General features: G+C 66.6%; 22 protein-coding genes. 2 read left to right on the forward strand and 20 right to left on the reverse strand.

From position 1 onward, the window contains the following. Positions 1–21: 21 nt before the first annotated feature. The 6 genes from PSEWESI4_RS19135 to PSEWESI4_RS19160 form a co-directional block, all read right to left on the reverse strand. Positions 22–1,749, reverse strand: a complete 1,728-nt coding sequence (locus PSEWESI4_RS19135) for a fumarate reductase/succinate dehydrogenase flavoprotein subunit (protein WP_187672816.1) — start codon at positions 1,747–1,749, stop codon at positions 22–24. Then, positions 1,746–2,495, reverse strand: coding sequence for a GntR family transcriptional regulator (locus PSEWESI4_RS19140; protein WP_187672817.1), 750 nt, complete (start codon positions 2,493–2,495; stop codon positions 1,746–1,748). Before PSEWESI4_RS19140 ends, PSEWESI4_RS19135 begins: the two co-directional genes overlap by 4 nt. 441 nt (positions 2,496–2,936) lie before the next feature. Then, a complete protein-coding gene (locus PSEWESI4_RS19145) occupies positions 2,937–3,860 on the reverse strand; it encodes an aliphatic sulfonate ABC transporter substrate-binding protein (protein WP_187672818.1) in 924 nt (307 codons plus the stop codon). A gap of 2 nt (positions 3,861–3,862) precedes the next feature. Continuing rightward, entirely contained in the window at positions 3,863–4,906 is a 1,044-nt protein-coding gene (gene mgrA, locus PSEWESI4_RS19150; RefSeq protein ID WP_187672819.1) for an L-glyceraldehyde 3-phosphate reductase, read from the reverse strand. A 315-nt stretch (positions 4,907–5,221) separates the two neighbouring features. Beyond that, positions 5,222–6,547: an LLM class flavin-dependent oxidoreductase gene (locus PSEWESI4_RS19155; RefSeq protein ID WP_187672820.1), complete on the reverse strand. Its 1,326-nt coding sequence runs from the start codon at positions 6,545–6,547 to the stop codon at positions 5,222–5,224. A gap of 151 nt (positions 6,548–6,698) precedes the next feature. After that, positions 6,699–8,942, reverse strand: a complete 2,244-nt coding sequence (locus PSEWESI4_RS19160) for a TonB-dependent receptor (protein ID WP_187672821.1) — start codon at positions 8,940–8,942, stop codon at positions 6,699–6,701. A 272-nt stretch (positions 8,943–9,214) separates the two neighbouring features. On the opposite strand from PSEWESI4_RS19160, the gene PSEWESI4_RS19165 reads away from it, so the two are divergent. Both PSEWESI4_RS19165 and PSEWESI4_RS19170 read left to right on the forward strand, forming a co-directional pair. Beyond that, positions 9,215–10,261, forward strand: coding sequence for a LacI family DNA-binding transcriptional regulator (locus PSEWESI4_RS19165; protein WP_187672822.1), 1,047 nt, complete (start codon positions 9,215–9,217; stop codon positions 10,259–10,261). 242 nt (positions 10,262–10,503) lie between these two features. Then, complete coding sequence (locus tag PSEWESI4_RS19170) at positions 10,504–11,838, forward strand: hemolysin family protein (RefSeq protein WP_187672823.1); 1,335 nt, start codon at positions 10,504–10,506, stop codon at positions 11,836–11,838. A gap of 225 nt (positions 11,839–12,063) precedes the next feature. Here PSEWESI4_RS19170 and PSEWESI4_RS19175 read toward each other — a convergent pair whose 3' ends face one another. The 14 genes from PSEWESI4_RS19175 to PSEWESI4_RS19240 form a co-directional block, all read right to left on the reverse strand. After that, positions 12,064–12,846, reverse strand: coding sequence for a MetQ/NlpA family ABC transporter substrate-binding protein (locus tag PSEWESI4_RS19175; protein WP_187672824.1), 783 nt, complete (start codon positions 12,844–12,846; stop codon positions 12,064–12,066). Positions 12,847–13,078: 232 nt separating this feature from the next. Further along, a complete protein-coding gene (locus PSEWESI4_RS19180) occupies positions 13,079–14,062 on the reverse strand; it encodes a Bug family tripartite tricarboxylate transporter substrate binding protein (protein ID WP_187672825.1) in 984 nt (327 codons plus the stop codon). 16 nt (positions 14,063–14,078) lie between these two features. Beyond that, positions 14,079–15,053, reverse strand: coding sequence for a Bug family tripartite tricarboxylate transporter substrate binding protein (locus PSEWESI4_RS19185; RefSeq protein ID WP_187672826.1), 975 nt, complete (start codon positions 15,051–15,053; stop codon positions 14,079–14,081). 111 nt (positions 15,054–15,164) lie between these two features. Next, on the reverse strand, positions 15,165–16,670 hold the full coding sequence (locus tag PSEWESI4_RS19190; protein ID WP_187672827.1) for a tripartite tricarboxylate transporter permease: 1,506 nt from the start codon (positions 16,668–16,670) through the stop codon (positions 15,165–15,167). A 9-nt stretch (positions 16,671–16,679) separates the two neighbouring features. Then, positions 16,680–17,174, reverse strand: a complete 495-nt coding sequence (locus PSEWESI4_RS19195) for a tripartite tricarboxylate transporter TctB family protein (RefSeq protein ID WP_187672828.1) — start codon at positions 17,172–17,174, stop codon at positions 16,680–16,682. 104 nt (positions 17,175–17,278) lie between these two features. Next, positions 17,279–18,448 carry an acyl-CoA dehydrogenase family protein gene (locus PSEWESI4_RS19200; protein WP_187672829.1) on the reverse strand — a complete coding sequence of 390 codons (1,170 nt, stop codon included), beginning with the start codon at positions 18,446–18,448 and terminating at the stop codon, positions 17,279–17,281. Beyond that, entirely contained in the window at positions 18,445–19,530 is a 1,086-nt protein-coding gene (locus tag PSEWESI4_RS19205; RefSeq protein ID WP_187672830.1) for an LLM class flavin-dependent oxidoreductase, read from the reverse strand. Before PSEWESI4_RS19205 ends, PSEWESI4_RS19200 begins: the two co-directional genes overlap by 4 nt. 36 nt (positions 19,531–19,566) lie before the next feature. Further along, positions 19,567–20,094: a thioredoxin family protein gene (locus PSEWESI4_RS19210; RefSeq protein WP_187672831.1), complete on the reverse strand. Its 528-nt coding sequence runs from the start codon at positions 20,092–20,094 to the stop codon at positions 19,567–19,569. After that, complete coding sequence (locus PSEWESI4_RS19215) at positions 20,091–20,897, reverse strand: ABC transporter permease (protein WP_187672832.1); 807 nt, start codon at positions 20,895–20,897, stop codon at positions 20,091–20,093. The genes PSEWESI4_RS19210 and PSEWESI4_RS19215 overlap by 4 nt, the downstream gene beginning before the upstream one ends. Further along, positions 20,894–21,697 carry an ABC transporter ATP-binding protein gene (locus PSEWESI4_RS19220; protein WP_187672833.1) on the reverse strand — a complete coding sequence of 268 codons (804 nt, stop codon included), beginning with the start codon at positions 21,695–21,697 and terminating at the stop codon, positions 20,894–20,896. Before PSEWESI4_RS19220 ends, PSEWESI4_RS19215 begins: the two co-directional genes overlap by 4 nt. Continuing rightward, complete coding sequence (locus PSEWESI4_RS19225) at positions 21,694–22,710, reverse strand: ABC transporter substrate-binding protein (protein WP_187672834.1); 1,017 nt, start codon at positions 22,708–22,710, stop codon at positions 21,694–21,696. The genes PSEWESI4_RS19220 and PSEWESI4_RS19225 overlap by 4 nt, the downstream gene beginning before the upstream one ends. A gap of 10 nt (positions 22,711–22,720) precedes the next feature. After that, the gene (locus PSEWESI4_RS19230; protein WP_187672835.1) at positions 22,721–23,668 is read right to left on the reverse strand and encodes an ABC transporter substrate-binding protein; all 948 of its coding nucleotides are present in this window, start codon (positions 23,666–23,668) and stop codon (positions 22,721–22,723) included. A gap of 18 nt (positions 23,669–23,686) precedes the next feature. Beyond that, positions 23,687–24,751, reverse strand: coding sequence for an LLM class flavin-dependent oxidoreductase (locus PSEWESI4_RS19235; RefSeq protein WP_187672945.1), 1,065 nt, complete (start codon positions 24,749–24,751; stop codon positions 23,687–23,689). 536 nt (positions 24,752–25,287) lie between these two features. Continuing rightward, positions 25,288–26,202: a LysR family transcriptional regulator gene (locus tag PSEWESI4_RS19240; RefSeq protein ID WP_187672836.1), complete on the reverse strand. Its 915-nt coding sequence runs from the start codon at positions 26,200–26,202 to the stop codon at positions 25,288–25,290. Positions 26,203–26,256: the final 54 nt, after the last annotated feature.

The raw sequence follows: 26,256 nt of genomic DNA on the forward strand, positions 1-26,256 counted from the left end.
GGAACCCAGAAACGTATCCGCTTACGCCGCCGCCTCGGTCTTCACCCGCAACCGCTCGTAGGCCTGCTGCTCCTCGGCGTCGAGGGCGATCAGGTAGGGCTCGACAGGCTTCTTGAAGCTGGTCATCGCACCGTGCTCGTCTTTCTTCAGATGGCAATGGACGAACCATTCCGCATCGTTGCGCTCAGGGTAATCGACGCGGTGGTGATACAGCCCCCAGCGGCTCTCGGCGCGGAACAGCGAGGCGCGCGCGGCCATCTCGGCGCAGTCGCGGATCACGCTGACTTCCAGGGCGCGCATCAGCTCGTGGGGGTTGTTGGCCTTGAGCTGGTCGAGGTCGCGCTGGATCTCGGCGAAGCGGGCCAGGCCGATCTCCATCTTCCTGGTCACCTTGGGCGGCTGCAGGTAGTCGTTGACCATCCGCCGCAGCTTGTACTCGACCTGCGCCGGCGGCAGGCCGTGCTCGCGCAGCAGCGGTGCCTGGACGCGCGCCTTCTCGCGCTCCACCTGCCCCTCATCCAGCGGCGTGAAGTCGCGCCCGGCGATGTAGTCCGCCGCGTTGTGCCCGGCGAACCAGCCATAGGTGAAGGCGCCGAGCATGTAGTTGTGCGGCACGGCGGCCATGTCGCCCGCAGCGTAAAGCCCACGCACCGAGGTCTCGGCACGCTCGTTGACCCACACCCCCGAGGCGCTGTGCCCGGAGCAGAAGCCGATCTCGGAGATGTGCATCTCGACCATCTGGCTGCGGTAGTCGGTGCCGCGCCCGGCGTGGAACTGGCCACGGCTGGGCCGCTCGTTGCTGTGGAGGATTTCCTCGATGGTCTGGATCGTTTCCTCGGCCAGGTGGTCGAGCTTGAGGAACACCGGGCCGTTGCCGCTCTCCAGTTCCTGGTGGAACTCCCACATCATCTGCCCGGACCAGTAGTCGCACTCGATGAAGCGCTCACCCTTGTTGTTGGCGGTGTAGCCGCCCAGCGGGCCGGTGACGTAGGCGCAGGCCGGGCCGTTGTAGTCCTTGATCAGCGGGTTGATCTGGAAGCACTCCAGGTTCGCCAGCTCCGCCCCGGCGTGATAGGCCATGGCGTAGCCGTCACCGGCATTGGTGGGGTTCTCGTAGGTGCCCATCAGGTAGCCGGAAGACGGCAGGCCGAGGCGCCCGGCCGCGCCGCAGGCGAGGATCACCGCCTTGGCGCGGATCACATGGAAGTCCGCCGTGCGGCAGTCGAAACCCATCACGCCGTTGACCGCGCCCTCGGCGTCGGTCAGCAGGCGCGTGGCGATCACCCGGTTGGTGATCTCCACCCGCGCGCGCTTGAGCTGGCGATAGAGCACCTTCTTGATATCGTGGCCCTCGGGCATCGGCAGCACGTAGGCGCCCATGTGGTGGACCTTCTTCACCGCGTAGTCGCCGGTCTCGTCCTTCTCGAACTTCACGCCCCAGCGGTCCAGTTGCTCGATGGTCTCGAAGCTGTGGGTCGCGTAGGCGTAGACCGCCGCCTGGTTGACGATGCCGTCGTTGGCGATGGTGATTTCCTTGGTGTATTGCTCGGGCGTGGCGTGGCCGGGGATCACCGCGTTGTTGAGGCCGTCCATGCCCATGCTGATCGCCCCGCTGCGCTTGACGTTGGCCTTATCCAGCAGCAGCACGCGCAGCTCACGGTTCTTCTCCTTGGCCTTGATCGCCGCCATCGGCCCGGCCGTGCCGCCGCCGATCACCACGAGGTCGTATTCGCGTTCGAGGGTGTTCATGCCCGGGCTCCTTTCTGCCGGTCGATGCGCAGGCGGTACTGGAAGGCGTCGCCCCGGTAGTAGAGGTATTCGAAATCCAGCGGCGTGCCGTCGGCGCCGTGGGTCAGGCGTTCGATACGCATGATCGGCGCGCCCTCCTCGACTTCCAGCGCGCGGGTCAGGTCGTCGTCGGCGAGCACCGCGTCGATGGCCAGGTCGGCATGGCCGAGGGCAATGCCGCAGTCGTTCTCGATGATCAGGAAGATGTCACGGGCCACCAGGTCGGCCTTCTCCAGCCTCTCGCCGATGGCGCGCGGCACGTAGGTGACCTCCAGCGACACCGGCTCGCGGTTGACCAGGCGCACGCGCTTGATCTCGGTGACCGGCGCGCCCTCCTCCAGTTGCAGCCGCTCGGCGACCCGCGCCGTGGCCGCCAGGTGTTTCAGGCTGCACAGGCGGTTGATTACCTCGTAGCCCATCTGCGACATGGACTCGGCCAGGCCCTGCAAGGTGCTGACGTTCTGGAACGCCTTGGGCTTGGCGACGAAGGTGCCCTTGCCGTGGATCTTGAAGATCAGCCCTTCCTTTTGCAGGTCGCCGAGCGCCTGGCGCACGGTGATGCGGCTGACGTCGTACTTGCGGCCGAGCTCGGCCTCCGAGGGCATGCGGCTGTGCGGTGGATAGGTGCCGTCGAGGATGCGCGTGCGCAGCAGCTCCTTGAGCTGGCTGTACAGCGGCACGGGGGAAAGCGGGAGCAATTGCGCCATGATCGGGTCTCGAATGCCTACTTGTTATAACAAGTTGTGGCGAGACAATACCGAGCATAAGCCACGAACTGGAAATACTTTTATCGAATAAGTTTATGGCGGGCAGAGGTCGGCGGCACCGACTGTAGGAGCGAGGGGAACGCCTAGTTCTCTGCTCGCGAATATCGGCGTCTCAAAAGCTTCGCGAGTAGAGCTCGCTCCTGCAAAACTCCCTTAGGTTCTGTACGAAAAGTGCCTGTGCTCGGTGATGCTGCGTTAAAAAGAGACTCGGAAGCCGCTTGCGGCTAACGCCCTTCAGGGCGGCCCCGAAGGGGCGAGCGAAGCGAGTCATGCTCATTTACAGCCGTAAACTCGATCGCGAGCCCGGTCCGTTCCTCACCTCTTTTTGTCGGGGCCGCCTAGGTTTGCCTGACCTTCGCTCGGCGACTTTTCGTACAGAGCCTAGGGACGCCAGACCGCGCTGGATACATCGACCCGCCTGGGCAGCAGGCGGTTCTCGTAGAACAGGTCGGCGGTACGCTGCTGGGCGGCGACGATGGCGTCGTCGATCGGCAGCACCGGCGATGGCGGGCGGCGGCTGAAGCTGCGTTCGATCACCGCTTCCGGCAGCCCCATGAATTTCGCCAGCAAGCGGATACTGGCGGCCCTCTCGCTGCGGGTCAGTTCCTCGGCGCGGCTCAGTTCGGCGAGCAGGTCGTGGATGAACTGCGGGTCGGCCTCGGCATAGCCGCGTGCCGCCAGGTGGACCGGCCCGCTCAGGCCCAGCCCCTCGCCATTGACCAGCAGGCGCGCCCTGCCCTCCAGCTCGACGGCGGAATAGAACGGGTCCCAGATACCCCAGGCGTCGACGCTGCCGCTTTCGAAGGCGGCGCGGGCATCGGCCGGCGGCAGGTACACCGGCTGGATGTCACGGAAACCCAACCCTTCGCGGGCCAGTGCACGGAGCAGCAGGTTGTGCGCGCTGGAGCCCTTCTGCAGGGCGACGCGCTTGTCTTTCAGCTCGACGACGCTGCGGATCGGGCTGTCCGCCGGCACCAGGATCACCTCGGCCTGCGGCTTGGGCGGCTCGGCGCCGATGTACAGGAGATCGGCGCCGGCGGCCTGGGCGAACAGCGGCGGGATGTCGCCCGTGGAGGCGATGTCCAGGCTGCCGATGTTCAGCGCTTCGAGCATCTGCGGACCGGCCGGGAATTCGATCCACTGCACCTTCGTCTGCGGGAAGCGCTGTTCGAGCAGGCGGTGCTCCTTGGCCAGCACCAGCGCCGCCGAACCTTTCTGGTAGCCGATGCGCAGGCCGGCCGGATCGGCCAGCGCGCCGAAGCTCAACAACGCCAGCACGGCGGCGCCCAAACGGAATCGCTGCATGTTCACTCCTGCCAGTCGGTCGAAGGTTTTTCCCAGAGGTTGATGCCGCCTTCCACCGCGTGGCGGTCGATCTCGGCCAGTTCCTCGGCCGTGAAGGCCAGGTTGTCCAGGGCGGCGATGTTCTCGACCAGTTGCTCGGGCCGGCTGGCGCCGACCAGCGCGGAGGTCACCCGTGGATCGCGCAGGGTCCAGGCCAGCGCCAGTTGCGCCAGGCTCTGGCCACGGCGCAGGGCGATCTCGTTCAGCGCGTGGACGCGCAGGAGATTGGCCTCGGAGAGGTGTTCCGGGCGTAACGAAGCACCACCCGGGCGGTTGACCCGCGCGTCCTCGGGAATGCCGTTCAGGTACTTGCTGGTGAGCAGCCCCTGGGCCAGCGGCGTGAAGGCGATCACCCCGGCACCAAGTTCGTCGGTGGCGGCCAGCAGGTCCTTTTCCACCCAGCGGTTGAACAGGTTGTAGGCCGGCTGGTGGATCAGCAGCGGCACCTTGTGCTCGGCCAGCAACGCAGCGATCTCGCGGGTCTTGCCCGCCGAATAGGAAGAGATGCCGACGTACAGCGCCTTGCCCTGGCGGACGATGTCGGCCAGCGCACCGGCGGTTTCCTCCAGAGGCGTGAGCGGGTCGAAGCGGTGCGAGTAGAAGATGTCCACGTAGTCGAGCCCGAGCCGTTGCAGGCTCTGGTCGAGGCTCGACAGCAGATATTTGCGCGAACTGCCGCCCTGCCCGTATGGTCCCGGCCACATGTCCCAGCCGGCCTTGGTGGAGACGATCAACTCGTCGCGGTGCTGGCGGAGATCCGCGCGCAGCAGGCGGCCGAAGTTGATTTCGGCGCTGCCGTAGGGCGGGCCGTAGTTGTTGGCTAGGTCGAAGTGGGTGATGCCGTGATCGAAGGCGGTACGCAGCAGCGCGCGCTGGGTGTCGATGGGCGTGGCGTCGCCGAAGTTGTGCCACAGGCCGAGGGACAGGGCCGGCAGCACCAGGCCGCTGCGGCCGACGCGGCGATAGGGGATGCGCTCGTAGCGGTTGGGGGCGGCGGTGTAGGTCATGGGTGGGTCCTTGGTGGGAATGTGGGTTTGGTGTTGGTTTTGGGTGATGTGTGGTGCGGCAGGCCGCTACCCTCTCCCCCGGCCCCTCTCCCATGAATGGGAGAGGGGAGCTATCACGGTGCTGCGGTTCAGCTCGGTGCTCACAGGCAGCTCGGACAAGCTCCCTCTCCCGTTTACGGGAGAGGGCGGGGGGAGAGGGCCATTCGTCATCACCCGAAAAATGGACTCCTCCACCATTGCCCCCGTAACCCGGATGCAATCCGGGGAAAGCCCACGACCCCGCCTCCCGGATTGCATCCGGGCTACCAGTGGTAGTCATGCGAAGAACTCATTCCCCGGCCGCTTCAACCCCAGGTGCTCGCGCAACGTGCGCCCCTGGTACTCGGTGCGGAACAATCCGCGTCGCTGCAACTCGGGCACCACCTGCGTGGCGAAATCCTCCAGCCCGCCAGGCAGGTGCGGCACCAGCACGTTGAAGCCATCCGCCGCGCGCTGCTCGAACCAGGCTTGCAGTTCGTCGGCGACCTGCTTCGGCGTGCCGATCAGGCTGTAGTGCCCTCGCCCGCCGGCGATGCGCCGGCCGAGCTGGGCCAGGGTCAGGCTCTCGTTACCGGCCAGCTCGGTGAGCAGCTTCTGGCGGCTCTGCTGGCCGTTCTCGGTCAGCGGCAGGTCGGGCAGCGGGCCGTCCTGCGGGTAGCCGGACAGGTCGAAGTTGCCGAGCATTCGGCCGAGCAAGGCGATGCCCACTTCCGGTTCGACCAACTCCTGGAACTGCTCGAACTTCTCGCGCGCCTCGCCTTCGCTCTGGCCGACCACGACGAACACGCCGGGCATGATCCGCAGGTCGTCCTCGTCGCGCCCGAAGGCCGCCAGGCGGCCCTTGAGGTCGGCATAGAAGGCTTGCGCACTGGCCAGCGAAGTCTGCGCGGTGAACACCACTTCGGCGGTTTCCGCCGCCAGCTCGCGACCGGTCTCCGAGGAGCCGGCCTGCACGACCACCGGGCGACCTTGCGGCGAACACGCCACATTGAGCGGACCGCGCACCTTGAAGTGGTCGCCCACGTGGTCGAGCACGTGCAGCCGGGCCGGGTCGTAGAACTGGCCGGAAGCCTTGTCGCGGACGAAGGCATCGTCGGCCCAACTGTCCCACAGGCCCCGCACCACCCGATGGAACTCGCGGGCGCGGGCATAGCGCTCGGCGTGCGGGATGTGCGCGTCACGGCCGAAGTTGAAGGCTTCGGCGGCCGCATCGGAGGTCACCAGGTTCCAGCCGGCGCGACCGCCGGAGAGGTGGTCCAGCGAGGCGAACTTGCGCGCCACGTGATAGGGCTCGTTGTAGCTGGTGGTGACCGTGCTGATCAGGCCGATGCGTTCGGTCACCGCGCTCAGCGCCGAGAGCAGCGTGAGCGGCTCGAAGTACACCGAACGCGAGGTCTGGCTGGCGATGGCGTCGGTGGGAGCGGCCACGCTGTCGGCGACGAACAAGGCGTCGAACCTGGCCGCCTCGGCGAGCTGGGCGACGCGCTTGTACGCCGGGAAGTCCAGCGGATCGGCCGGCACGTCCGGGTGGCGCCAGGCGGCGATATGGTGCCCGCCGGCCATCAGGAAGGCGCCAAGGCTGAGTTGACGGAATTGGGTCATGGCTGGGTTACCTGAAGATTCATGATGCCTCCCGGCCGCTCTGCGTCGGCTCGGGCAGGTCCTGCACGCAGCTTTACGTAGGGCGCCGTGCCCACCGAAAGGCCGACGCCGTCGATCTCGCGATGCGCGCAGCGCACCCCACGGAAGTCGATCAAAAGTCCTTGCGCACCTGGATGCCGAAGTAGCGCTGGTCATCGCGCGGCACGGCGCGGTAGATGTGGCTGCCGCCGGAAGCCAGCGCCTGGGCGTAGGACTTGTCGGCGAGGTTCTTGCCGAGCAGCGCCACGCGCCAGCCCTGGTTGTAGTCGGCCAGGGCGATGCTGGCGTTCCAGATGCCGTAGGCGCCCTGGACGGTGTTCGGGTTCTGGTCGAGGCTGAACTGCACTTCGTCCTGCCAACTGAAGTCGGTGGCCAGTTCGAGGTCCAGGCCGCCCTCCAGCGGAATCACGTAGTCGGCGCGCACGTAGCTCTTCCAGTCCGGAGTGAACGGCAGCCGGCCGCCGTCGATGTTGCAGTTGGCCGCGGCGCCAGGCGGGCAGTTGAAGTGGTCGACGCGCGCCTTGGTGTAGGCCAGCGCTCCGGACAGCTTGAGCGCGCGTGTCGCCTGCAGGCTCCAGTCCAGCTCGACGCCCTGGGTCTTCACGCTGCCGGCGTTGATCAGGCGGGTCACCACCTGGTTGGCCACGGTGTCGAAGAAGTTCGCCTGGTAGTTGTCGTAGTCCGTATGGAACACCGCCAGGTTGGCGACCAGGCGATTGTCCCAGGCGCTGCTCTTCAGGCCGATCTCGTAGGAGTCGGAAGTTTCCGGCTTGAGCGCATCGGTATCGCGCGGCTGCATGTTGAAGAATACGTTGTAGGCCGGCCCCTTGTAGCCGCGCGAGTAGGTGGCGTAGCCGGTCAGGTTGTCGCTGAAGTCGTACTGCACGCCGGTGCGGCCGCTCCAGCCATCCTCGTCTACCGAGCCGGAACTGGCGGTCGACGGCTGGATGCCAGTGACCGGCGTCGCCGAGGTGGAGACACGGCGGTGGTCGTATTCCAGGTCGTCGTAGGTCCAGCGCAGGCCGAAGATGACGCGGAAATCCTCGGTGAAGTTGAAGGTGTTCTCGCCGAACAGTGCGAAGCTGTCGTTGGTGACGCTGTAGTCGGCGCGGCCGTGATCGAGCGCGCCGGCGTTGGTCGACCAGCGCTGGTAGGTCTCGTCGGACTTGCCATGCATGTAGAAGGCGCCGATCACGTACTCGTTGAACTCGCCCTTCGGCGAGGCCAGGCGGAATTCCTGGGAATACTGGTTGTAGTCCACCTCGCCCTTGTCGTGGGAGCCCACCAGCGGCAGCTTGGCCAGGCGGTCGCCGTCCTGGTACTGAGTGTTGTCCCAGCCTCGCCAGGCGGTGATGGAGGTCAGGGTGAAATCGCCGAGCTTCCAGTCGGCCTGTCCGGACAGCCCGGTATTGCGGTCTTCGACGTGGGTCCGGTAATCGGTGTTGATGTCGCGGTTGTGCTCGCTCGGCACCACAGGGCGCAGCGCTCCGGCGAAGGCCGGGTTGGCGGCCGAGACGATCACCCCGCTGGGCGCGTCGTCGTCCCCGGTGGCGTAGTCGCCGATCAGGGTGAAGCGGAAGTCATCGTTCGGCTCGAACTCCAGCTTGCCGCGCACACCCTTGCGGTTGTAGCCGTTCACCTCGTGGCCGTTGTGGACGTTGTCCACGTTACCGTCGTACTGGCCCCATAGGGCGCTCAGCGAACCTTTCAGCGTGTCGCTCAGGCGCCCGCCGATACCGAAGCGCAGGCGGTTCTCGTTGCCGCCACCGAAGTGCGAGTAGTCGACGTAGCCACTGGTTTCCTCCGGCGCCTCCTTGCTGACGACGTTGAGCACGCCGGCCGAGGCGTTCTTGCCGAACAGGGTGCCCTGCGGTCCGCGCAGCACCTCGATGCGCTGTACGTCGAGCAGGTCGAGGGTCGACTGGCCGGGACGGCCGAGCACCACGCCGTCGATCACCGTCGCGACCGTCGGCTCGACGCCCGGCGAGGTGGAGATGGTGCCGACACCGCGGACGAACAGCGAGGTGTCCTTGTTCGAGGCGCCAGTGCGGAAGTTCAGGGTCGGCACCTGCTGGACGATGCTCGCCACGTTGTTGCGATTGTCGCGCTCCAGTTGCTCGCCATCGACCACCGAGACCGCCACCGGCACTTCCTGCAGCGACGCCTCGCGGCGGGTGGCGGTGACAGTCACGGCGCCCAGGGTCGTCACGGCGGCGTTGCCGCCCTGCTCTTCCTGCGTCGGTTGCGCGGCGCTGGCGGCGCTCCCCAGCGTCGCCAGCAGGATGCCGATGGCCAGCGGGCTGAGACACCCGCCGGAGTGTGTGGTCGGAGCGATCTTCGCTGCGATGTCGTTCATGTTGCTCTGCCCTTGCGTGAGACCGGATTACGCCTGTTCGTGCAGGCTCCTGTGGGAGGGCTGTCGGTGATCCGGTCTCGCTCGTGCGAGTGGCAGACGAAAGTGGACAGCTCGTTTGTTAGCGCTAACATCGCCAGTATCCGAGCCGATCGATTAGAGCGTAAAATACTAAAAAATTATATTTATATTCCTTTAATGAATTTTCACGTCACTTTCTGTTAGCGCTAACATCCGAGACCCCTGCGCCACCACAATCTGCAAGGATTCCCCGCTTGAGCCACAGCAAGGACACTCCCCGCAAACGTCGCGGCGCCGGACGCGTCACCCTCAGCACCGTGGCCAGGCAGGCCGGCGTCTCGGCGATCAGCGTGTCGCGCTACTTCAACCAGCCGGAGCAAGTCTCGCCGGAGTTGCGCGAGCGCATCCAGGCGGCGGTCGCCGAACTGGGCTACGTCCCCAACCTGGTGGCCGGCGGGCTGGCCTCGGCGCGCGGGCGGATCGTCGGCATGGTCATCCCGAACATCTCCGGGCCGATCTTCGCCGCCACCATCCAGGGCTTCAGCGACACCCTCGCCCGCCACGGCTACCAGTTGCTGCTGGCCTCCAGCTACTTCTCCGACGAGCAGGAAGAAAGCGCGGTGCGCGCCTTCCTCGGCTGGTCCCCGGCCGCCCTGGTGGTGACCAGCCACTTCCACAGCGCGGCCACCGAGAAACTGCTCACCGGGGCCGACGTGCCGGTGGTGGAGATCTGGGATTACCGGCCGGAGCGCGAGCCGCTGCAGGTGGGCTTCCTGCATTACGAGGTGGGCGTCACTGCCGCACGCTACCTGCTCGACAAGGGCTACCAGCGCATCGCCTTCGTGCAGAACAGCGCCGCTGGCGACCTCAGCGCCCTGGAGCGCCGCGACGGCTACGCCGACACCCTGCGCGCCGCCGGCCGCGAGCCATGGGTGTTCGTACCCAGCGCCGACCGCGCGCCCTTCGAGGCCGGCAAGCAGGCCATGGAAGCACTGATGAAACGCGACCCACGGCCGGATGCCATCGTCTTCGCCAACGACAACCTGGCCGCCGGCGGCCTGCTCGCCGGGCAACGCGCCGGCCTGCGCATCCCCGAGGACTGCGCGGTGGTCGGCTTCGGTGACTACCCGTTCGCGGAAATGCTGCTGCCCAGCCTGACCACCATCAAGCCGCCGGCCCTGGAAATCGGCGAACTGGCCGCGCGGCGCATCCTCGAAACCCTCGGCGTGCTGCCGGCGGGCGGCGAACCGCAGCGTCTCAACCTGCTCGACTGCCGGCTGATCGAGCGCGAAAGCGCCTGAACGCAATCGCTACCGAATCTTGCACGGCTGTTGATAAGGCGCCGGACGAGGTCTGTAATTTCGCGATATGAACACTCCTTCCGAGTCATGCGCCGAACGGCCAGGCAGCAGCAACACCGACGATGCTGGCGACACCGCCTTGCCCGTCCACTGGCGACACAGCTCCCCTCCACCTCCGCCAGGCACGCATCCAGCGCGCGCCATGGCGGGACCGTTGCCGTAAACCACAGCCAGGTTCCTCCATGGAAATCTTCGTCCTGATCGCCCTCATCCTGCTCAACGGTGTCTTCGCCATGTCCGAGATCGCCCTGGTCACAGCGCGCCGTGGCCGCCTGCTGCGCCTCGCCGAGGATGGCGACGGCTCGGCGGGGATCGCCGTCAAGCTGGGTGAGGACCCGACCCGCTTCCTGTCGACAGTGCAGATCGGCATCACCTCCATCGGCATCCTCAGCGGCATCTTCGGCGAAGCGGCGCTCGCCGGGCCGCTCTCCGACTGGCTGCAGGACCTCGGCGTGGCGCAGCGGGCCAGCGAAATAGGCGCCACCGTGCTGGTGGTGGCGGTGATCACCTACGTGTCGATCGTGGTTGGCGAGTTGGTGCCCAAGCGCATCGGCCAGCTCAACCCGGAAGCCATCGCCCGGCTGGTTGCGCGGCCGATGAACATGCTGGCGGTGGCCTCGCGGCCGTTCGTGCACCTGCTCTCGGCGTCCACCACGCTGCTGCTGGGGCTGCTGGGCCAGCGCGACGCACGGGGGCCGAGCGTCACCGAGGAAGAGATCCAGGCGATGCTCGCCGAAGGTTCGGAGGCCGGCATCATCGAGAAGAGCGAGCAGGAAATGGTGCGCAACGTGTTCCGCCTGGACGAGCGGCCGATCTCCTCGCTGCTGGTGCCGCGCTCGGAGATCGTCTGGCTGGACGTGGAGCATCCGCTGGAGGAAAGCCTGGCGCTGATCGGCCAGTCGCAGCACTCGCGCTTCCCGGTCTGCCGTGGCGGCCTGGACGACATCCTCGGCATCGTCAGCACCAAGCAGTTGCTGGAACAGGCCCTGCGCGGCGAGCCGATGAGCCTGGACACGGGCCTGCAACCCCCGATGTACGTACCCGAAACCCTCACCGGCATGGAGCTGCTGGAACAGTTCCGCGCCGCCAACCCGCACATGGTGCTGGTGGTCGACGAATACGGCGACATCCAGGGCCTGGTGACCCTGCACGACCTGGTCGAGTCGCTGACCGGCGAATTCCAGCACAGCGATATCGAGGAAGGCTGGGCGGTGCGGCGCGAGGATGGCTCCTGGCTGCTGGACGGCCTGATCCCGCTGCTGGAGATGAAGGATCGCCTGGGCCTGAAGTCGGTGCCGGAGGAAGAGCGCGGTCGCTACCACACCCTGTCCGGCATGGTGATGTGCCTGCTCGGCCGCCTGCCCGGCACCGGCGACGTCGTCGAATGGCAGGGCTGGCGCTTCGAAGTGGTCGACCTCGACGGCAAGCGCATCGACAAGGTACTCGCCTCCCCTACGCCGGACCCGGCCGATACGCAGCCCGTCGATACACAGCCCGAGCGCCTGGATGGCGAGTGAACGACTGGGTGGAATGACGAGGGCTCAGGCCACGCGCTCGCTATCCTCCGTCGTCCCCGTGAACGCGGGGAACCAAAAAACAAAAAAGAACGCCGGCGAACATTCGCCGGCGTAAAAGAGGCAAGGACGGAGATCACGTCCTTACCGCCGTGGACAGTTTTTCCTCTGTCGTTCCCGCGCCGCGGGAACCCAATAATCATGCCTCCCAGACACGGGCCGGCGGCTTTAGAAAGCCGGCACCACCGCGCCGGAATAACGCTTCTCGATGAACGCCTTGACCTCCGGGCTGGTCAGCGCGGCGGAAAGCTTCTTCAGCGCCTCGCTGTCCTGGTTGTCCGGGCGCGCCACCAGGTAGTTGACGTAGGGCGAGTCGCGGCCTTCGATCAGCAGCGCATCCTTGCTCGGGTTGAGCTTGGCTTCCAGGGCATAGTTGGTGTTGATCAGCGCCAGGTCGACCTGGTGCAGCACGCGCGGCAGGATCGCCGCTTCCAGTTCGCGGAACTTGAAGTTGTGCGGGTTCTCGGCGATGTCGCGAGGGCTGGCCTGGGCGTTGCTCGGGTCCTTCAGCTTGAGCAGCCCGGCCTTCTGCAACAGGAGCAGGGCGCGACCGCTGTTGCTGCCCTCGTTGGGGATGGCGATGGTGGCGCCGTCCGGCAGTTCGGAGAGGGACTTGTACTTGCTGGAATAGCCGCCGAAGGGCTCGACATGCACGCCCTTGACGATCACCAGTTCGGTGCCGCGCTGGGCGTTGAAGGTGTCCAGGTAGGGCTTGGTCTGGAAGTAGTTGGCATCCAGGTTCTTCTGGCTGACCTGCAGGTTGGGCTGCACATAGTCGGTGAAGACCTTCACCTCCAGGTCGATCCCCTCCTTGGCCAGTTGCGGCTTGATCAGCTCGAGAATCTCGGCGTGCGGCACCGGTGTGGCGGCTACGCTCAGCTTCTCGCCGGCATGGCTCAAGGTGGCGGCAAGGGTCGTCGCCAGGATGGTCAACAGCAAGCTTTTCTTCATCGGTATTGTTCTCGCTTCGTGAGCCCGGGCTGGATCTTCAGCCCTGGGCGGGTCTGGACATACCCGAACCGGATAGGCGGGTTGGCGCTGACGATAGGACCTTCTCTTATTCCAATAAAATACTGTTTTATTATTTTGATATTCCATATTTAAAGATCAGCACTCCCCTCCCTGAAACACCGAAGCCCCTGGATTTCCAGAAACCCAGGGGCTTCGTGTTCGGCGGGCCGGATTACTCGATACGCGCGCCGGACGCCTTGGCCACCTCACCCCAGCGAGCCCGGTCGTTGCGGATGATTTCGGCGAATGCCTCGGGCGTGGTGTATTCGACGGTGATGCCGTTCTGCTCGAAGCGCTCTGCGGTCAAGGGCGAACGGGCGATCTTGCCGATCTCGCCATTCAGCCGCTCGACGATGGCCTCCGGCGTCTTCGCCGGCAGCACGATGCCGAACCAGCCGGAAGTCTCCAAGCCGGGCAGTCCAGCCTCGGCGGCGGTCGGCACGTCCGGCAGCAGTGGCGAGCGCTGCGCGCTGGTCAGCGCCAGGCCCCTCACCTTCCCGGCACTGATCTGCGGCGCGAGGATGGTCAGGGTGTCCACCGAGACGTCCACCTCGCCGCCGAGCAACGCGGTGATCGCCGGGGCGCTGCCCTTGTAGGGCACGTGCAGCAGGTCGACGCCGGCCAGGCTCTTGAACAGCTCACCGGTCAGGTGACAGAGCGTGCCGTTGCCGCAGGACGAATAGCTGATCGCGCCCGGACGGGCCTTCGAATCGGCGATCAACTCCTGCAGGCTGGTCGCCTTCAGGTTGCCATTGACCGCGATGACGTTGGGGATCGAAGCCACCACGGAAACCGGCACGAAGGACTTCTCCGGATCGAAGCGCAGGCCCTCGGCCAGGTTGGGCAGGATGGCGAGCTGTCCGGCGGTGGCCAGCGACAGGGTGTAGCCGTCCGGCGCGGCCTTGGCAGCGGCTTCGGCGGCGATGGCGGTGCCCGCGCCCGGCTTGTTGTCGACCACCACCGGCTGGCCGAGGGTGCCGGAGAGTTGCTCGGCGTAGTAGCGGCCGATGGTGTCGGCCCCGCCGCCCGGCGGGAAAGGAATGATCAGGGTCAGCGGCTTGCTGGGCCAGTCGGCGGACCAGGCCGCACCAGAGACCAGCATCAGTGCGCCGAACGCCAGCCGGCGGGTCAGTTCGCGAAAGGAAAAACTCGGCATGTCGGGCTCCTGGGGCTCAATCGAAGGTGATGTGGGATTTCGCGACGACCTCGCCGTACTTGGCGGAGTCGCTGCGGATCTGCTCGGCGAACGCCTCGGGCGTGGACGGCCAGGCCACCAGGCCCTGGGTCGCGAGCTTTTCCTTCACTGCCGACGAGGCGGCGGCCCTGGCGATCTCGGCATTGAGGCGCTGGATGATCGGTGCGGGCGTGGCGGCGGGCACGTTCAGGCCGAACCAGGAAGTGACCTCGAAGTCCGGGTAACCGGACTCGGCCACGGTCGGCACATCCGGCAGCAGCGGCGAGCGCTCGTGGGAGGCGATGGCCAGGCCACGCAGCTTGCCGCCCTGGATCTGCGGCGCGAGGATGGTCAGGGTGTCCACCGCCAGGTCGACGTTGCCGCCAAGCACCGCGCTCACGGCGGGGGCGCTGCCCTTGAACGGCACGTGCAGCAGGTCGGTGCCGCTGGTCAGGCGGAAATACTCGCCAGCCAGGTGGATGATGGTGCCGCTACCGCTGGAGGAATAGGACAGCTCGCCCGGCTTGGATTTGGCCAGCGCCACCAGTTCGGGCAGGTTCTTCGCCGGCACCTTGTCACTGGCGGCGATCACCACCCCGGTGTAGGCCAGCAGCGAGACCGGAGCGAAGCTCTTGACCGGATCGAACTTGAGGTTCTTGACGATGTGCGGCAGCACCGTGAGTTGCCCGGTGGGTACCAGCGACAGGGTGTAGCCATCGGCCGGGCTATTAGCCACGAACTCCGCGGCGATTGCGGTACCGGCACCCGGACGGTTGTCCACCAGCACGGTCTGGCCCAGCGATTCACCCAGCGCATCGGCATAGATACGCGCCACGGTGTCGGCCGCCCCGCCCGGCGGATAGGGAACGACGATCTTCAATGGCTGGCTCGGCCATTCGGCGGCACCGACGACCAGCGAGGCGGAAAGTGTTGCCAGGCCCAGCAGGCGCCTGATGAAAGATTTCGGGGACATGGTTGGCTTCCTTCTTTGTTCACGAGGGCAGAGAAAACCCTGACAGTCGTGGGGCGGAGCCGTTGGCGGCGCCGTGGTCGACGGACGTCTAGGTCGATGGGGCAGTGGCGTTCAGTCCTCGCTGAACGCCGCCTGCCGGGTGGCGCGCAGGCGCGGCAGGCACATGATCAGGACCAGCACGACGGCCAGCAGCAGCAGGGTCAGGCTCAGCGGTCGGGTGACGAATACGCTGAGATCACCGCGCGACAGCAGCATGGCGCGACGCAGGTTCTCCTCCATCATCGGTCCGAGAATGAACCCCAGCAGCAGCGGTGCGGGCTCGCAGCGCAGCTTGACGAACAGGTAGCCGAGCAGGCCGAACAGAACGGTCAGGAGCACGTCGAACAGGCTGTTGTTGACGCTGTACACACCGATGCAGCAGAACAGCAGGATCGCCGGGTAGAGAATGCGGTACGGTACCGACAGCAGCCTGACCCAGATGCCCACCAGTGGCAGGTTGAGCATCAGCAATAGGACGTTGCCGACCCACATGCTGACGATCACGCCCCAGAACAGCTCCGGCCGCTCACTGATCACCTGGGGGCCGGGCACGATGCCGTGGATCATCATGGCGCCGACCATCAGCGCCATCACCGCGTTGGACGGCAGCCCCATCACCAGCAACGGAATGAACGAAGTCTGTGCGCCTGCGTTGTTGGCCGCCTCAGGGCCGGCCACGCCTTCGATGGCGCCCTGGCCGAAACGGGACGGGTCCTTGGCCAGGCGCTTCTCGATCATGTAGGAGGCGAAGGAGCTGAGCATCGCCCCGCCGCCGGGCAGGATACCAAGCAGCGAGCCGAGGCCGGTGCCGCGCAGCACCGGTTTCCACGAACGCCGGTAGTCGTCGCGGGTCGGCAGTACGCTGCCCACCCTGCTCACCTGCACCGGCCGAGACGACTCGTCGCGCTCCAGGTTGGCGATGATCTCGCCGATGCCGAAAATCCCCATGGAGATCACCACGAAACTGATGCCATCGGCCAGTTCCGGCAGGCCGAAGGTGAAACGCTCCTCGCCGGAGTTCACGTCCACGCCGATCAACCCCAGCAGCAGGCCGAGCAGGGTCATGGCCAGCGCCTTGAACAGGTCGCCCTGGGCCAGCACCACGGCCGCCACCAGGCCGAGCAACATCAGCGAGAAGTATTCGGCTGGACCGAACCTGAGGGCGAACTCGGCGAGCGGCGCAGACGCCGCCGCGACCAGCAGGATCGCCAGGCTGCCAGCCACGAACGAACCGATGGCGGCGATGCCCAGCGCGGCTCCCGCCCTGCCCTTGCGGGCCATGGCGTGGCCATCCAGGCAGGTCACAACCGACGACGACTCGCCAGGCAGGTTGACCAGGATCGCCGTGGTCGAGCCACCGTATTGGGCGCCGTAGTAGATGCCCGAGAGCATGATCAGCGCCGCCGCGGGTGTGAGCCCGTAGGTGATCGGCAGCAGCATGGCGATGGTCGCCACCGGTCCCAGGCCGGGCAGCACGCCGACCAGGGTGCCTAGGGTCACGCCGATCAGGCAGTACAGCAGGTTGTGCCAGGTCAGTGCAGCGTCGACGCCGGTGGCGAGGTTGGCCAGCAGTTCCATGTCCGAGCCTCAGGCCGGCAACACGGGCAATTGCAGACCCAAGCCCCAGGCGAACACCAGCACGCCGAAGCAGGCCAGCACCACGCCCAGCCCGGCCAGTTCGCCAAGCCGCGCCTGGCGCCGCGCGTAGCCACTGAGCAGGGTCATGGCCAGGGTCGCCAGGAGCAATCCCAGGGCCGGTACCAGCAGGGCGAAGGCAACCACCCCAGCGGCGACGAACAGCGCCGGGCGCACGGCAAACAAGGACGCCAGGGCGACCCGCTCGCCAGCACCGAACGCCAGGCTGCGCAGCAGCACCACGACACCGAGCATCACCAGGGTGACGCTGACCAGCAGCGGGAAGTAACCCGCGCCCATGCGCATCGCCGTGCCGAGCGGATAGCCTGAAGCGATCAGGCCACCGGCCAGGCCGAAGGCGACGAACAGGCCGCCGGCCAGGGTGTCGCGCGGATCGCGAATTCGCAGGCCGCCACACGCGGCCGATGAGGTAGAAACAGGTTGCATCACAGTCTCCGTGGCTCCCCGACGGAGCCCACTTGCATGAAATCCGTTCCGCTGGTGCGGTCGCAGACTGTTCCGATCCGAACGGCGGGCAATGCCCGCAACGTTCAAGCGAGCCCGAACGCGGTCTTGCCGGCCAGGACCAGTGCGCTGTCCCGTTGCGGCGTGTGCACCCGTCCACAGAGCACGTTGCGGTAATGGCGCTGCAACGGATGATGCCGGGACAGGCCATGATTGCCGGTCAGCTCCAAGGCTTTCTCCACCACCGCGACGGCGTTCTCGGTCACCGCGACCTTGATCAGCCCGGCCTCCTGGCTGGTCAGCGGCCGCTCGCTCAGGGCATCCAGTTGCAGGCGATTGCTCAGCAGCCAGCCCTCGATCTGTCCGACCGCCTCCTGCCCCCGCCCCAGGCTGGACAGCGGCGCGCCCAGGCTGGCCGGGGCTCGCTGGGCCAGCCACTCGACCAGCCAGTCGCGAGCTGCGCGGGCCACCCCGTCGTAAATAGCGCCGAGCAGGGTCGCCATGGCGCGGTTGAAATCGGCCACCGCCGGGGCATCCAGCGCGGGTGGACGGTCACTCGGATAAACGTCCACCGCGTGATCCAGAGGCAGGCGCACGCTCTCGAAGATCACCTCATGGCTGCCGGTGGCACGCATGCCCAGGTGGTCCCAGCTCTCGACGATGCGGATGCCCGGTGTATCGCGGTGGACCAGCCAGGTGCCAACCAGGGGTACCGGATCGTCGCTGCGAGCCCACACCGCCAGCCAGGTCAGCCCCGGAATACCGGTGGTATAGAGCTTGTGGCCGTCGAGCAGCCAGCCGTCGGCCTGCCGTTTCGCCACGGTCTGCGGCAGGCCGCCGCGCGCTGGTGAACCGAGTTCGGGCTCGACCCGCAAGCTGTTGATCAGCGCGCCCTCTTCCAGCGCCTCGCGCATCACCCGCCGCTTGAGGTGTTCGGGCCAGTTCGGGTTGTCCGCCAGGCGCCGGTGATACAGATACTGCATGCACAGCACCAACGCGGTTGAGGGTTCGCCAACAGCTACCGCGCCGATCACCCGGCGCAATTGCGCCAGGTTCGCCCCACCACCGCCAGCCCGGCCGTCGGTGGCCAGGCCCAGCAAGCCGTAGCGGTGCAACCGCTCCAGATTGGCGTGGGGAAACTCGCTATCGCGGTCGTAGCGCTCGGCGTCCTCGGCCAGCTCCCGGCTCAGCACCGCCAGGAACGCATCGTCGAGCACGTTCTCGATACCGCGCTCGAGCAGATTCACGACGCTCATGCCGATACCGCCTCGCGTTCACGCTCGGCCACCTTGGCACGGGTCAGCGGCAGCAGCTCCCGCCCATACTCGATGGCGTCATCCAGGGGATCGAAACCACGGATCAGGAAGGTGGTGACTCCCAGGTCGTAGTAGTCCAGCAAGGCGTCGGCAACCTGCTCCGGAGTACCCACCAGCGCCGTGGAGTTGTGGGCACCGCCGACCACCTTGGCGATGCCGGTCCACAGCCGCTTGTCCACCCGCTCGCCCTTGGCCACTGTCTCGCGCAAACGCTGGGCGCCGACGCTGTCGGGCTTGCACGGCAAGGCCGTACCGGCACTTTCGAGGCGCTGGCGGGCACGCTGCAGGATGTCTTCGGCCTTGGCCCAGGCGGCCTCTTCGGTCTCCGCGACGATGGGCCGGAAGGACACGCTGAACCTCACCACGCGACCATGTCTCGCCGCTTCCGCACGGACCTTCTCGATGGTCTCGCGGGTCTGCTCCAGGGACTCCCCCCACAGCGCGTAGACATCGGCATGCTCGCCGGCGACGCGATGCGCCACCGCCGAGGAGCCGCCGAAATAGATCGGCAGATGAGGCTTCTGCAGCGGCTTGACCGCCGAGAACGCCCGCTCGGCGCGATAAAGCTCGCCCTGATGGTCGAACGGCGCGTCACTGGTCCAGACCTGCTTGATCACCTGCAGGAACTCCTCGGTGCGCGCATAACGCTGGTCGTGGTCGAGCCAGTCGCCATCCTTGCGCTGCTCGGCATCGCTGCCGCCGCTGATCACGTGCAGGGCCAGGCGGCCGTCGAGCAGATGATCCAGGGTCGCCAACTTGCGCGCCGCCAGGGTCGGTGCAACGAAGCCGGGACGGTGAGCCAGGAGGAAGCCGATCTTCGAGGTGGACAAGCCCGCCAGCGCTGTAACCAGGAAGCCGTCCGGCTGATCCGACCAGTAGCCGACCAGGATGCGGTCGAAGCCGGCCTCCTCGTGGGCCTGGGCGATACGGGCGATGTATTGCTTGTCGAACACCGGACCGCTCGGAGCGATGGTCTCCGAGGACAGGCGGTGGCCGATCATGCCGATGAATTGAACGCTCATGTTTCTGGCTCCCTGGTTCGTCATAGGGGCTTGTGGTTAATGAGAATGCCCGGATACGGCATTCGGGCGATGGTCGCCGGCAGGCGTTTCGCCCAGCCGGAACGGTTGTTCTTCATAAGCCGCGCTACGCACGTACTCACCGAGGCGGATGAAGTCTTCCGGCTGCTGGACGGCACCGCTGTAGCGGGTCAGCAACTGCCCCTCGCCATCGAAGAAGACGAAGGCCGGTGTGCCCTGCACACCCAGGCCACGCGCCCAGAACGCCGGGGCCAGGGAGCGGCCGTCCGGCGTCACCAGCGGAGTGTCGGCATCCAGCTCGACCACCAGGGTGCGGTAGTGCCGCTGGTAATAGGCCTGCACCTCGGGCCGCTGGTAGATGTCACGGCGCATGGCCTCGCAGAAATGGCAGTCGCGCAGCTCGAAGGCCACTACCAGTGCCCTACCCTCGGCGGCGGCCTGGCGGGCTTCGGCAGCCAGGTCGTCGGGCCTGGCGCGGAACGGTTCCTCAGCCTGGGTCGCACCCAGCATCAGGGTGGCCAGCGCGGTAATCAGCAGCCTTCTCATCGGCGGCTCCAGAACAGGACGCGCCGGCGCGACAGGTCGAGCAACGACATGCACAGAAAGGTCACCAACCCGGTGTAGAGAATCCCCGCCACCATCCGTGGGTAGTCGGCGAAGTCCGCGTAGTACTGGATGAATCGCCCCAGGCCGGCGTTGGCGCCGAACAGCTCGGCGACGGTAAGCAGGATGAACGAGAAGCCCAGTCCCACCGCCATGCCCGAGAAGATGTGCGGCAGCGCGGCCGGCAGCAGCACCAGGCGGTAGTAACGCCAGCCGCGCAGGCCCAGGGTGCGGGCGTTGTCCTGGTAGCGCCGGTCGAGGCCGTGAGCGCCGGACACCGCACTCTGGAAGACCGGCCAGAAGGCGCCGATGAACACGATGAAGATCGCCGAGAGCAGGAAGGTCGGCAGGATCGCGATGGCGTAGGGGATGTAGATGGTCGGCGGAATGGGCGCGGCGACCCGGGCGAACGGCAGCCAGATGCGCCCGGCCCGCTCTCGCGAGCCGCCCCACAGGCCCAGCCCGCCGCCCAGCAGTACGGCCAGGGCGAAGCCCGGCAGCAGGATGGCGAAGGACGACAGGGTGCCTTTCCACAGCTCCGGCAGCGACTCGCCGAGCGCCTTGAAGGTCGCCTGCGGCGAAGGAATCAGCGGGTTGTCGCCAAGCGGTGTGTAGCGGCTCGCCAGTTCCCAGAGGGCGAACAGGACAAGCCACAGCAGCAGGCTTTCGCGATAACGCCAGAGCAGCGCCCAGGGACGACGGGGCGAGTGAAGGGCGGACACGGGCAGCCCGATGGACTCGCTCATCGCACGCCCTCCCCGCTTTCCACTCGCTGCAGACCACGCAGGATGTCGGCAGCCAGGGCGTCGTTGATACGTCGGCGCAGCGCCTGGAAGGCTTCGTCATTCAGCAGAGCCTGGCGCTCTCGCGGCCGGGCGAAGGACACATCGAGGTCGGCGATCACCCGCCCCGGCGAGGAGCCGAGAATGATCACCCGGTCCCCCAGGTACAGAGCCTCGTCCACGTCGTGAGTGACGAACAGCACCGTCTTGACCGGCCGCGCCTGGCGCCATACCTCGGCCAGCAGATCTTGCAGACGGGCACGGTTGACCGGATCGAGCGCGCCGAATGGCTCGTCCAGCAGCAACAGCGGCGAACCCAGGGCGAAAGCACGAGCGATGGCGCCACGCTGCTGCATGCCGCCGGACAGCTCGAAGGGATAGCGTTCCACCGTCGCTGCCAGACCAACCCTCGCCAGGTGCTCCTCGGCCTCGCGACGCGCCTCGCGTCGCGGGGTCGAAGGCCGCGCCTGGGTGATGGCCAGGCTGACGTTGTCGCGCATGTTCAGCCAGGGGAACAGAGCGTAGTCCTGGAACACGATGCCACGTTCGGGCGACGGGCCCTCCAGCGCGGCGCCACGCCAGCGCAGGCTGCCGCCATCCGGTACCTGCAAGCCGGCCACCAGGCGCAGCAGGCTGGACTTGCCCGAGCCGCTGGCGCCGAGGATCGAGACCAGTTGCCCTTCGGGAATATCCAGGTCGATGCGCTCCAGCACCGTCTGCCCACCGTAGGCCAGGCTCACGCTTTCGAGGCTCAGTCCGCTCACAGCACGTCCTTCGCCTGGTATTCGGCCTTGAGCTTCTGCCAGAACGGATCCTGCGGGTTCTCGGCCGCCAGTTGGTCGAGCACCTTGGCGTAGAGCTCGACGTTCACCGCCTGGTCGATGTCACCGCCGGCCGGAATGAACTCGCTGGCTTGCATGCTCGACCAGAACGACTGCACACCCTTCAGGTTGGGGTCGCTGCTCTGGTCGATGTGCGGCGAGTAGTAACTGTCCTCCAGCAACTGGCGGTCGAGCTTGATGTACTTGGCGATGGCGTCGATGGTCTGTTCGCGCTGCTCGCTGGCGAACCTCTCGGCACGCAGGATGGCGCGCAGGAACCTGGCCCAGGTATCCGGCTGCTCAGCCAGGCGCCGGTTGGTCACCACCAGCCGGCAGCAGGTATGCCCCGGCTCCAGATCGGCGGAACGGATCACCACCTTCAGGCCCTGGGCCTCGGCGCGCAGATCGTGCGGCCCCCAGACCACCCCGGCATCCACCTGTCCGGACTTGACCGCCTCGATCACTGCCGGCGGATTCTTCAGCTCGAACAGCTCGACATCCTTCTTCCAGCTCAGGCCATTCTTGTACAGGGCGCCACGCAGCACCGCGTCGCCGCTGGCCATACGCACGGTGGCGATCTTCAGGTCCTTCAGATCGGCGACCTGGCGGATGCTCTCGGCGCGGTCGGCACGGGCGATCAGCGCGGCATCTTCGCCCATGATCCCGCCGATGATCTTCAACTGGCTGCCGCGTGCCACGTGCACTAGTGGACCGGTGGTGCCGAAGGCACCGATGTCCAGCTTGTTGGCGATGATCGCGTTGAGGCCGTCGGCGGAGTTGGTGAACTCCACCAGTTGCACGTCCAACCCTTCCTCGGCGAAGAAATTCTGCTCCTTGGCAACGAAGAACTTGGCGTGGCCGGTGGCCGGCAGGTAGCCGACCTTGAGGGCTTCCGCCTGAGCCACCTGGCCGCCGAACAGCAAGGCCGCGCAGAACCCGATCAGTCTGGTGTTCATCACGGGCTCCTCAGTTCCGGAAGGCCTGGCTGAAGGACGTATCGACGATACCGCTGGTGTCGAAGGCCTTGGGCAGCGCGCCGGTCTGCACGAGGAAATCGGCGGTTTCCTGGTAGTCGCGGGCGGCCTGCTCGTCCACCGGGCCGACGGTCATGTTGGCCTGGCCGATCCAGTGGCGGGATACGGTCTGGTCGAGGTTGGCCTTCTTCGCCCACAGGTCGGCATAGGTTTCCTTGTTCGCCTCGACCCAGGCGCGGGCCTTCTGCAGGCGGCCGAGGAAGTCGGCGATGGCCTCGCGCTTGGGCTCGATGGAGTTGGCGTTGGCGGCGATGCTCGACAGCCCCGGCATCAGGTCGCGCGCGGTGATGATCGGCTTGGCCTCGGAGAACACGATCTGCTGGGAAATGTAGGGCTCCCACACCGGGAAGGCGTCGATGCTGCCCTGGGGAAACGCGGCGGCCGCGTCGATGGGCATCAGCTTGACGAACTCCACGTAGTCGCTGGGCAGGCCGGCCTTCTCCAGGGCCCGCAGGGTCAGTTGCTGGCTCCAGGCGCCGGGCCAGTAGGCGACCTTCTTGCCCTTGAGGTCCTCGATGGTCCTGGCCGGCGAGTCCTTGTGCACCAGCAGCGCGATGGTGTCCGGGTTCTGCCGCGAGACACCGATCAGCTTGACCGGCGCGCCCTTGGCGGCAAGGAAGATGAACCCCGAGTCGCCCAGGAAGCCCAGGTCGAGGGCGCCGGCCTCCAGCCCCTCGGCCACCGGCGCGGCGGACTGGAAGTGCTTCCAGTCGACCTTGTAGGGCGCGCCTTCGAGCACGCCGGAGGCTTCCACCGAGGCACGCACGTTGTAGTAGTTCTGGTCGCCGACGCGCAGGGTGAGCTGGTCGGCGGCCTGGCTCAGCGGCGCGGCGATGGCGAGAGCCGCAAGGCTGCGGCGGAACAGGCAGGACAGATTCATGGGGCAGTCTCCAGATGGTCAGCCGGCCTGGCGTCGTTGCAGGGCGGCAATGTGTTCGCGGATCGCCGGGATCAGGCCCCGGCCGTAGAGTTGGGCATCGTCCAGCGGGTCGAAGCCGCGGATCAGGAAGGTCGAGGCGCCGTGCTGCCAGTAGCGGCCGAGGGCGGCGGCCACCTGCTCCGGCGTGCCGACCAGCGCGGTGGAATTCCATTGCGCGCCGGTGAGCCGGGCCACGCCGGTCCACAGGCGCTCGTCCAGCACCTCGCCGCGCTGGGCGGCGGCCAGCAGGCGTTGCGAACCGGCATTGGCCGGCGCGTGGTCGTTCAGCGGCAGGCCGAGGCGCGTGCGGTTCTCGCGCACCCGTTCGAGAATCTCGGCGGCGCGCTTCCAGGCCGCTTCCTCGGTGTCGGCGACGATCGGCCGGAACGACACCGAGAAGCGCGGGCTGCGCCCCTGTGCCCGGGCTGCGGCGCGCACGCGCTGCACGTGCTCGGAAAAATCGGCCAGCGGCTCGCCCCACAGCATGTAGGTGTCGGCGTGCCGGGCGGCCACTTCGATGGCGGCCGGCGAGGAACCGCTGAAGTAGATCGGGATATGTGGCTTCTGGCGGGTGCGCACGTTCGGCAAGGCACCCTTGAAGCGGTAGAAGCGCCCGTCGTGATCGACCGGCGCCTCGGCGGTCCAGATCGCCTTCAGGACCTCGAGGTATTCGTCGGTGCGGGCATAGCGCTGGTCGTGGTCGAGATAGTCGCCGTCGCGCTGCTGGTCGGCATCGCTGCCGCCGCTGATCACGTTGAGGGCCAGGCGGCCATTGCTGAACTGGTCGAGGGTGGCCAGTTGGCGTGCGGCCAGCGGCGGTGCGATCACGCCGGGACGATAGGCCAGCAGGATGCCCAGGCGCTCGGTCGCCGCCGCGATGAAGGAACTGACCACCGCACCTTCGGCCCCGTTGGAGAAGTAACCCACCAGGGCACGGTCGAAACCGGCCTGTTCATGGGCCTGGGCGAAGCGACGGACGAACTGCGCATCCACCGCCTCCCCCAACGGCTGATCGACCTCGGCACTCGGCGTCGCCGTGATCATGCCGATGATTTCCACGCTCATCTCGCGCGCTCCTGTGTCGGTTATGCCAATCGCCAGCACAAGATCGTCTTTTGCTTATAAGAAGACGCCGTTGTCTAACGAACGCTTATAAAGCTATAGGCAACCATGACAGGAGGGAAATTCATTTTAGGCATATACTAATATGCAAATTATGCATGTAATGAATTTCTCATTCTGCGTGATGAGCATTTCGTGGGGGAGGACGGTGTGGGGTCGCGGTGCGCGCGGCGCACCCTACGGTGAGGCGTTGGCGTAATCCGGGCTACGGCGCATCGGCGCTCGCCGGACCAGTCCCCTCTCCCTCCGGAGCGGGGCGCGTAGCCAGGGTTAGGGAAAGGGTGAGGGGCGGAATTTCGGGTAACTACGAACCCACGCGCCCTCTTCCCCAGCCCTCTCCACTAGGCGTGCCCCCATAAATAGGAGAGGGAGCCGTCCGCGTTGGCTGACAGTCTGTGGCTCAAACCAACCCAGGATGCCGGCCAGTCCTTCCCCGGATTTCATCCGGGCTACGCATCTCAAGCAGACTGCGCCGCCGATGCGTTCGCCCCCAGGCGGCTGGCGATCACTTCGCCGAACAGGTCCACGGCGCCCTGCAGGTTGCCGATGAAAGCCGCGCGCACCAGCCACAGGTCGATCACCGGCTTGAAGTCGGTGACGTTGAGCACTTCCAGTCGCTCGCGATGGCGGCTGCTTTCCAGCAGCGGCAAGGGCACCAGACCGAGGCCCATGCCGTTGGCCACCAGGCCGAGTTGCAGGTCGGTGCCGAATATCTCCAGGTTCACCGACAGGTTCAGCCCCTGCTCGACCAGGGCGCGCTGCAGACCGGCGCGGAATCCGCAGCCATCCGGGTTCAGCACCCACCCACGCTCCTGGCATTCGGCCAGCCGGTAGCTGCGCTTGGGCGACGAGCCGCGCGGCGCGACCACCACCAGGTTCATGCGCGCCAGGGACTGGCCGACCAGCCCCTCCGGGAACACCTTGCCCGCCGGGAACAACGCGGCGACGGCATCCAGTTCGCCGTTCTCCAGGCGCTTGAGCAGACCGCTGCCCCAGCCGTTGGACACCTGCACGTGCAGCTCCGGATAGGCCCCTTGCAAGCGCTGCAAGGCTTCGAGCAGCAACGTGTCGCCGACCGTCTGCGGCACGCCGAGGCGCAACGAGCCGGACGGCATCGAGTCGCTCGCCACCAGTTCGCGCAGCGAATCGATCTCGCGCAGCACGGCCCGGCATTGCTCGTATACCCGCAAGCCCATGGGGGTGGGCTTCAGTGGCTTGGTGTTGCGATCCAGCAACTCCACGCCCAGCGCTTCTTCGAAATTCTGCAGGCGACGGGTGATCGCCGACTGGGTCAATTGCAGGGACTCGGCGGCCTGGCTCAACGACTGCAGGCGAATGACCGCGACGAAGGCATCGATGTCATCTATCTTCATTCTTAATTCGCATATTAGCTTATGAACAAATTGCATTTTCGTGATTATAGCCAG

Origin of the sequence: Zestomonas carbonaria (genome assembly GCF_904061905.1) — a bacterium.
Taxonomy (GTDB): Bacteria; Pseudomonadota; Gammaproteobacteria; order Pseudomonadales; family Pseudomonadaceae; genus Aquipseudomonas; species Aquipseudomonas carbonaria.

Bases quoted from the DNA above. Each gene is read 5' to 3' on its own strand.
- PSEWESI4_RS19235 (WP_187672945.1), bottom strand. From the start codon at position 24,751: ATGATCACGGCGACGCCGAGTGCCGAGGTCGATCAGCCGTTGGGGGAG.
- PSEWESI4_RS19240 (WP_187672836.1), bottom strand. From the start codon at position 26,202: ATGAAGATAGATGACATCGATGCCTTCGTCGCGGTCATTCGCCTGCAG.
- PSEWESI4_RS19195 (WP_187672828.1), bottom strand. From the start codon at position 17,174: ATGCAACCTGTTTCTACCTCATCGGCCGCGTGTGGCGGCCTGCGAATT.
- PSEWESI4_RS19205 (WP_187672830.1), bottom strand. From the start codon at position 19,530: ATGAGCGTTCAATTCATCGGCATGATCGGCCACCGCCTGTCCTCGGAG.
- PSEWESI4_RS19155 (WP_187672820.1), bottom strand. From the start codon at position 6,547: ATGACCCAATTCCGTCAACTCAGCCTTGGCGCCTTCCTGATGGCCGGC.
- PSEWESI4_RS19135 (WP_187672816.1), bottom strand. From the start codon at position 1,749: ATGAACACCCTCGAACGCGAATACGACCTCGTGGTGATCGGCGGCGGC.
- mgrA (WP_187672819.1), bottom strand. From the start codon at position 4,906: ATGACCTACACCGCCGCCCCCAACCGCTACGAGCGCATCCCCTATCGC.
- PSEWESI4_RS19185 (WP_187672826.1), bottom strand. From the start codon at position 15,053: ATGTCCCCGAAATCTTTCATCAGGCGCCTGCTGGGCCTGGCAACACTT.
- PSEWESI4_RS19200 (WP_187672829.1), bottom strand. From the start codon at position 18,448: ATGAGCGTCGTGAATCTGCTCGAGCGCGGTATCGAGAACGTGCTCGAC.
- PSEWESI4_RS19145 (WP_187672818.1), bottom strand. From the start codon at position 3,860: ATGCAGCGATTCCGTTTGGGCGCCGCCGTGCTGGCGTTGTTGAGCTTC.
- PSEWESI4_RS19160 (WP_187672821.1), bottom strand. From the start codon at position 8,942: ATGAACGACATCGCAGCGAAGATCGCTCCGACCACACACTCCGGCGGG.
- PSEWESI4_RS19210 (WP_187672831.1), bottom strand. From the start codon at position 20,094: ATGAGAAGGCTGCTGATTACCGCGCTGGCCACCCTGATGCTGGGTGCG.
- PSEWESI4_RS19180 (WP_187672825.1), bottom strand. From the start codon at position 14,062: ATGCCGAGTTTTTCCTTTCGCGAACTGACCCGCCGGCTGGCGTTCGGC.
- PSEWESI4_RS19190 (WP_187672827.1), bottom strand. From the start codon at position 16,670: ATGGAACTGCTGGCCAACCTCGCCACCGGCGTCGACGCTGCACTGACC.
- PSEWESI4_RS19175 (WP_187672824.1), bottom strand. From the start codon at position 12,846: ATGAAGAAAAGCTTGCTGTTGACCATCCTGGCGACGACCCTTGCCGCC.
- PSEWESI4_RS19225 (WP_187672834.1), bottom strand. From the start codon at position 22,710: ATGAACACCAGACTGATCGGGTTCTGCGCGGCCTTGCTGTTCGGCGGC.
- PSEWESI4_RS19215 (WP_187672832.1), bottom strand. From the start codon at position 20,897: ATGAGCGAGTCCATCGGGCTGCCCGTGTCCGCCCTTCACTCGCCCCGT.
- PSEWESI4_RS19170 (WP_187672823.1), top strand. From the start codon at position 10,504: ATGGAAATCTTCGTCCTGATCGCCCTCATCCTGCTCAACGGTGTCTTC.
- PSEWESI4_RS19140 (WP_187672817.1), bottom strand. From the start codon at position 2,495: ATGGCGCAATTGCTCCCGCTTTCCCCCGTGCCGCTGTACAGCCAGCTC.
- PSEWESI4_RS19230 (WP_187672835.1), bottom strand. From the start codon at position 23,668: ATGAATCTGTCCTGCCTGTTCCGCCGCAGCCTTGCGGCTCTCGCCATC.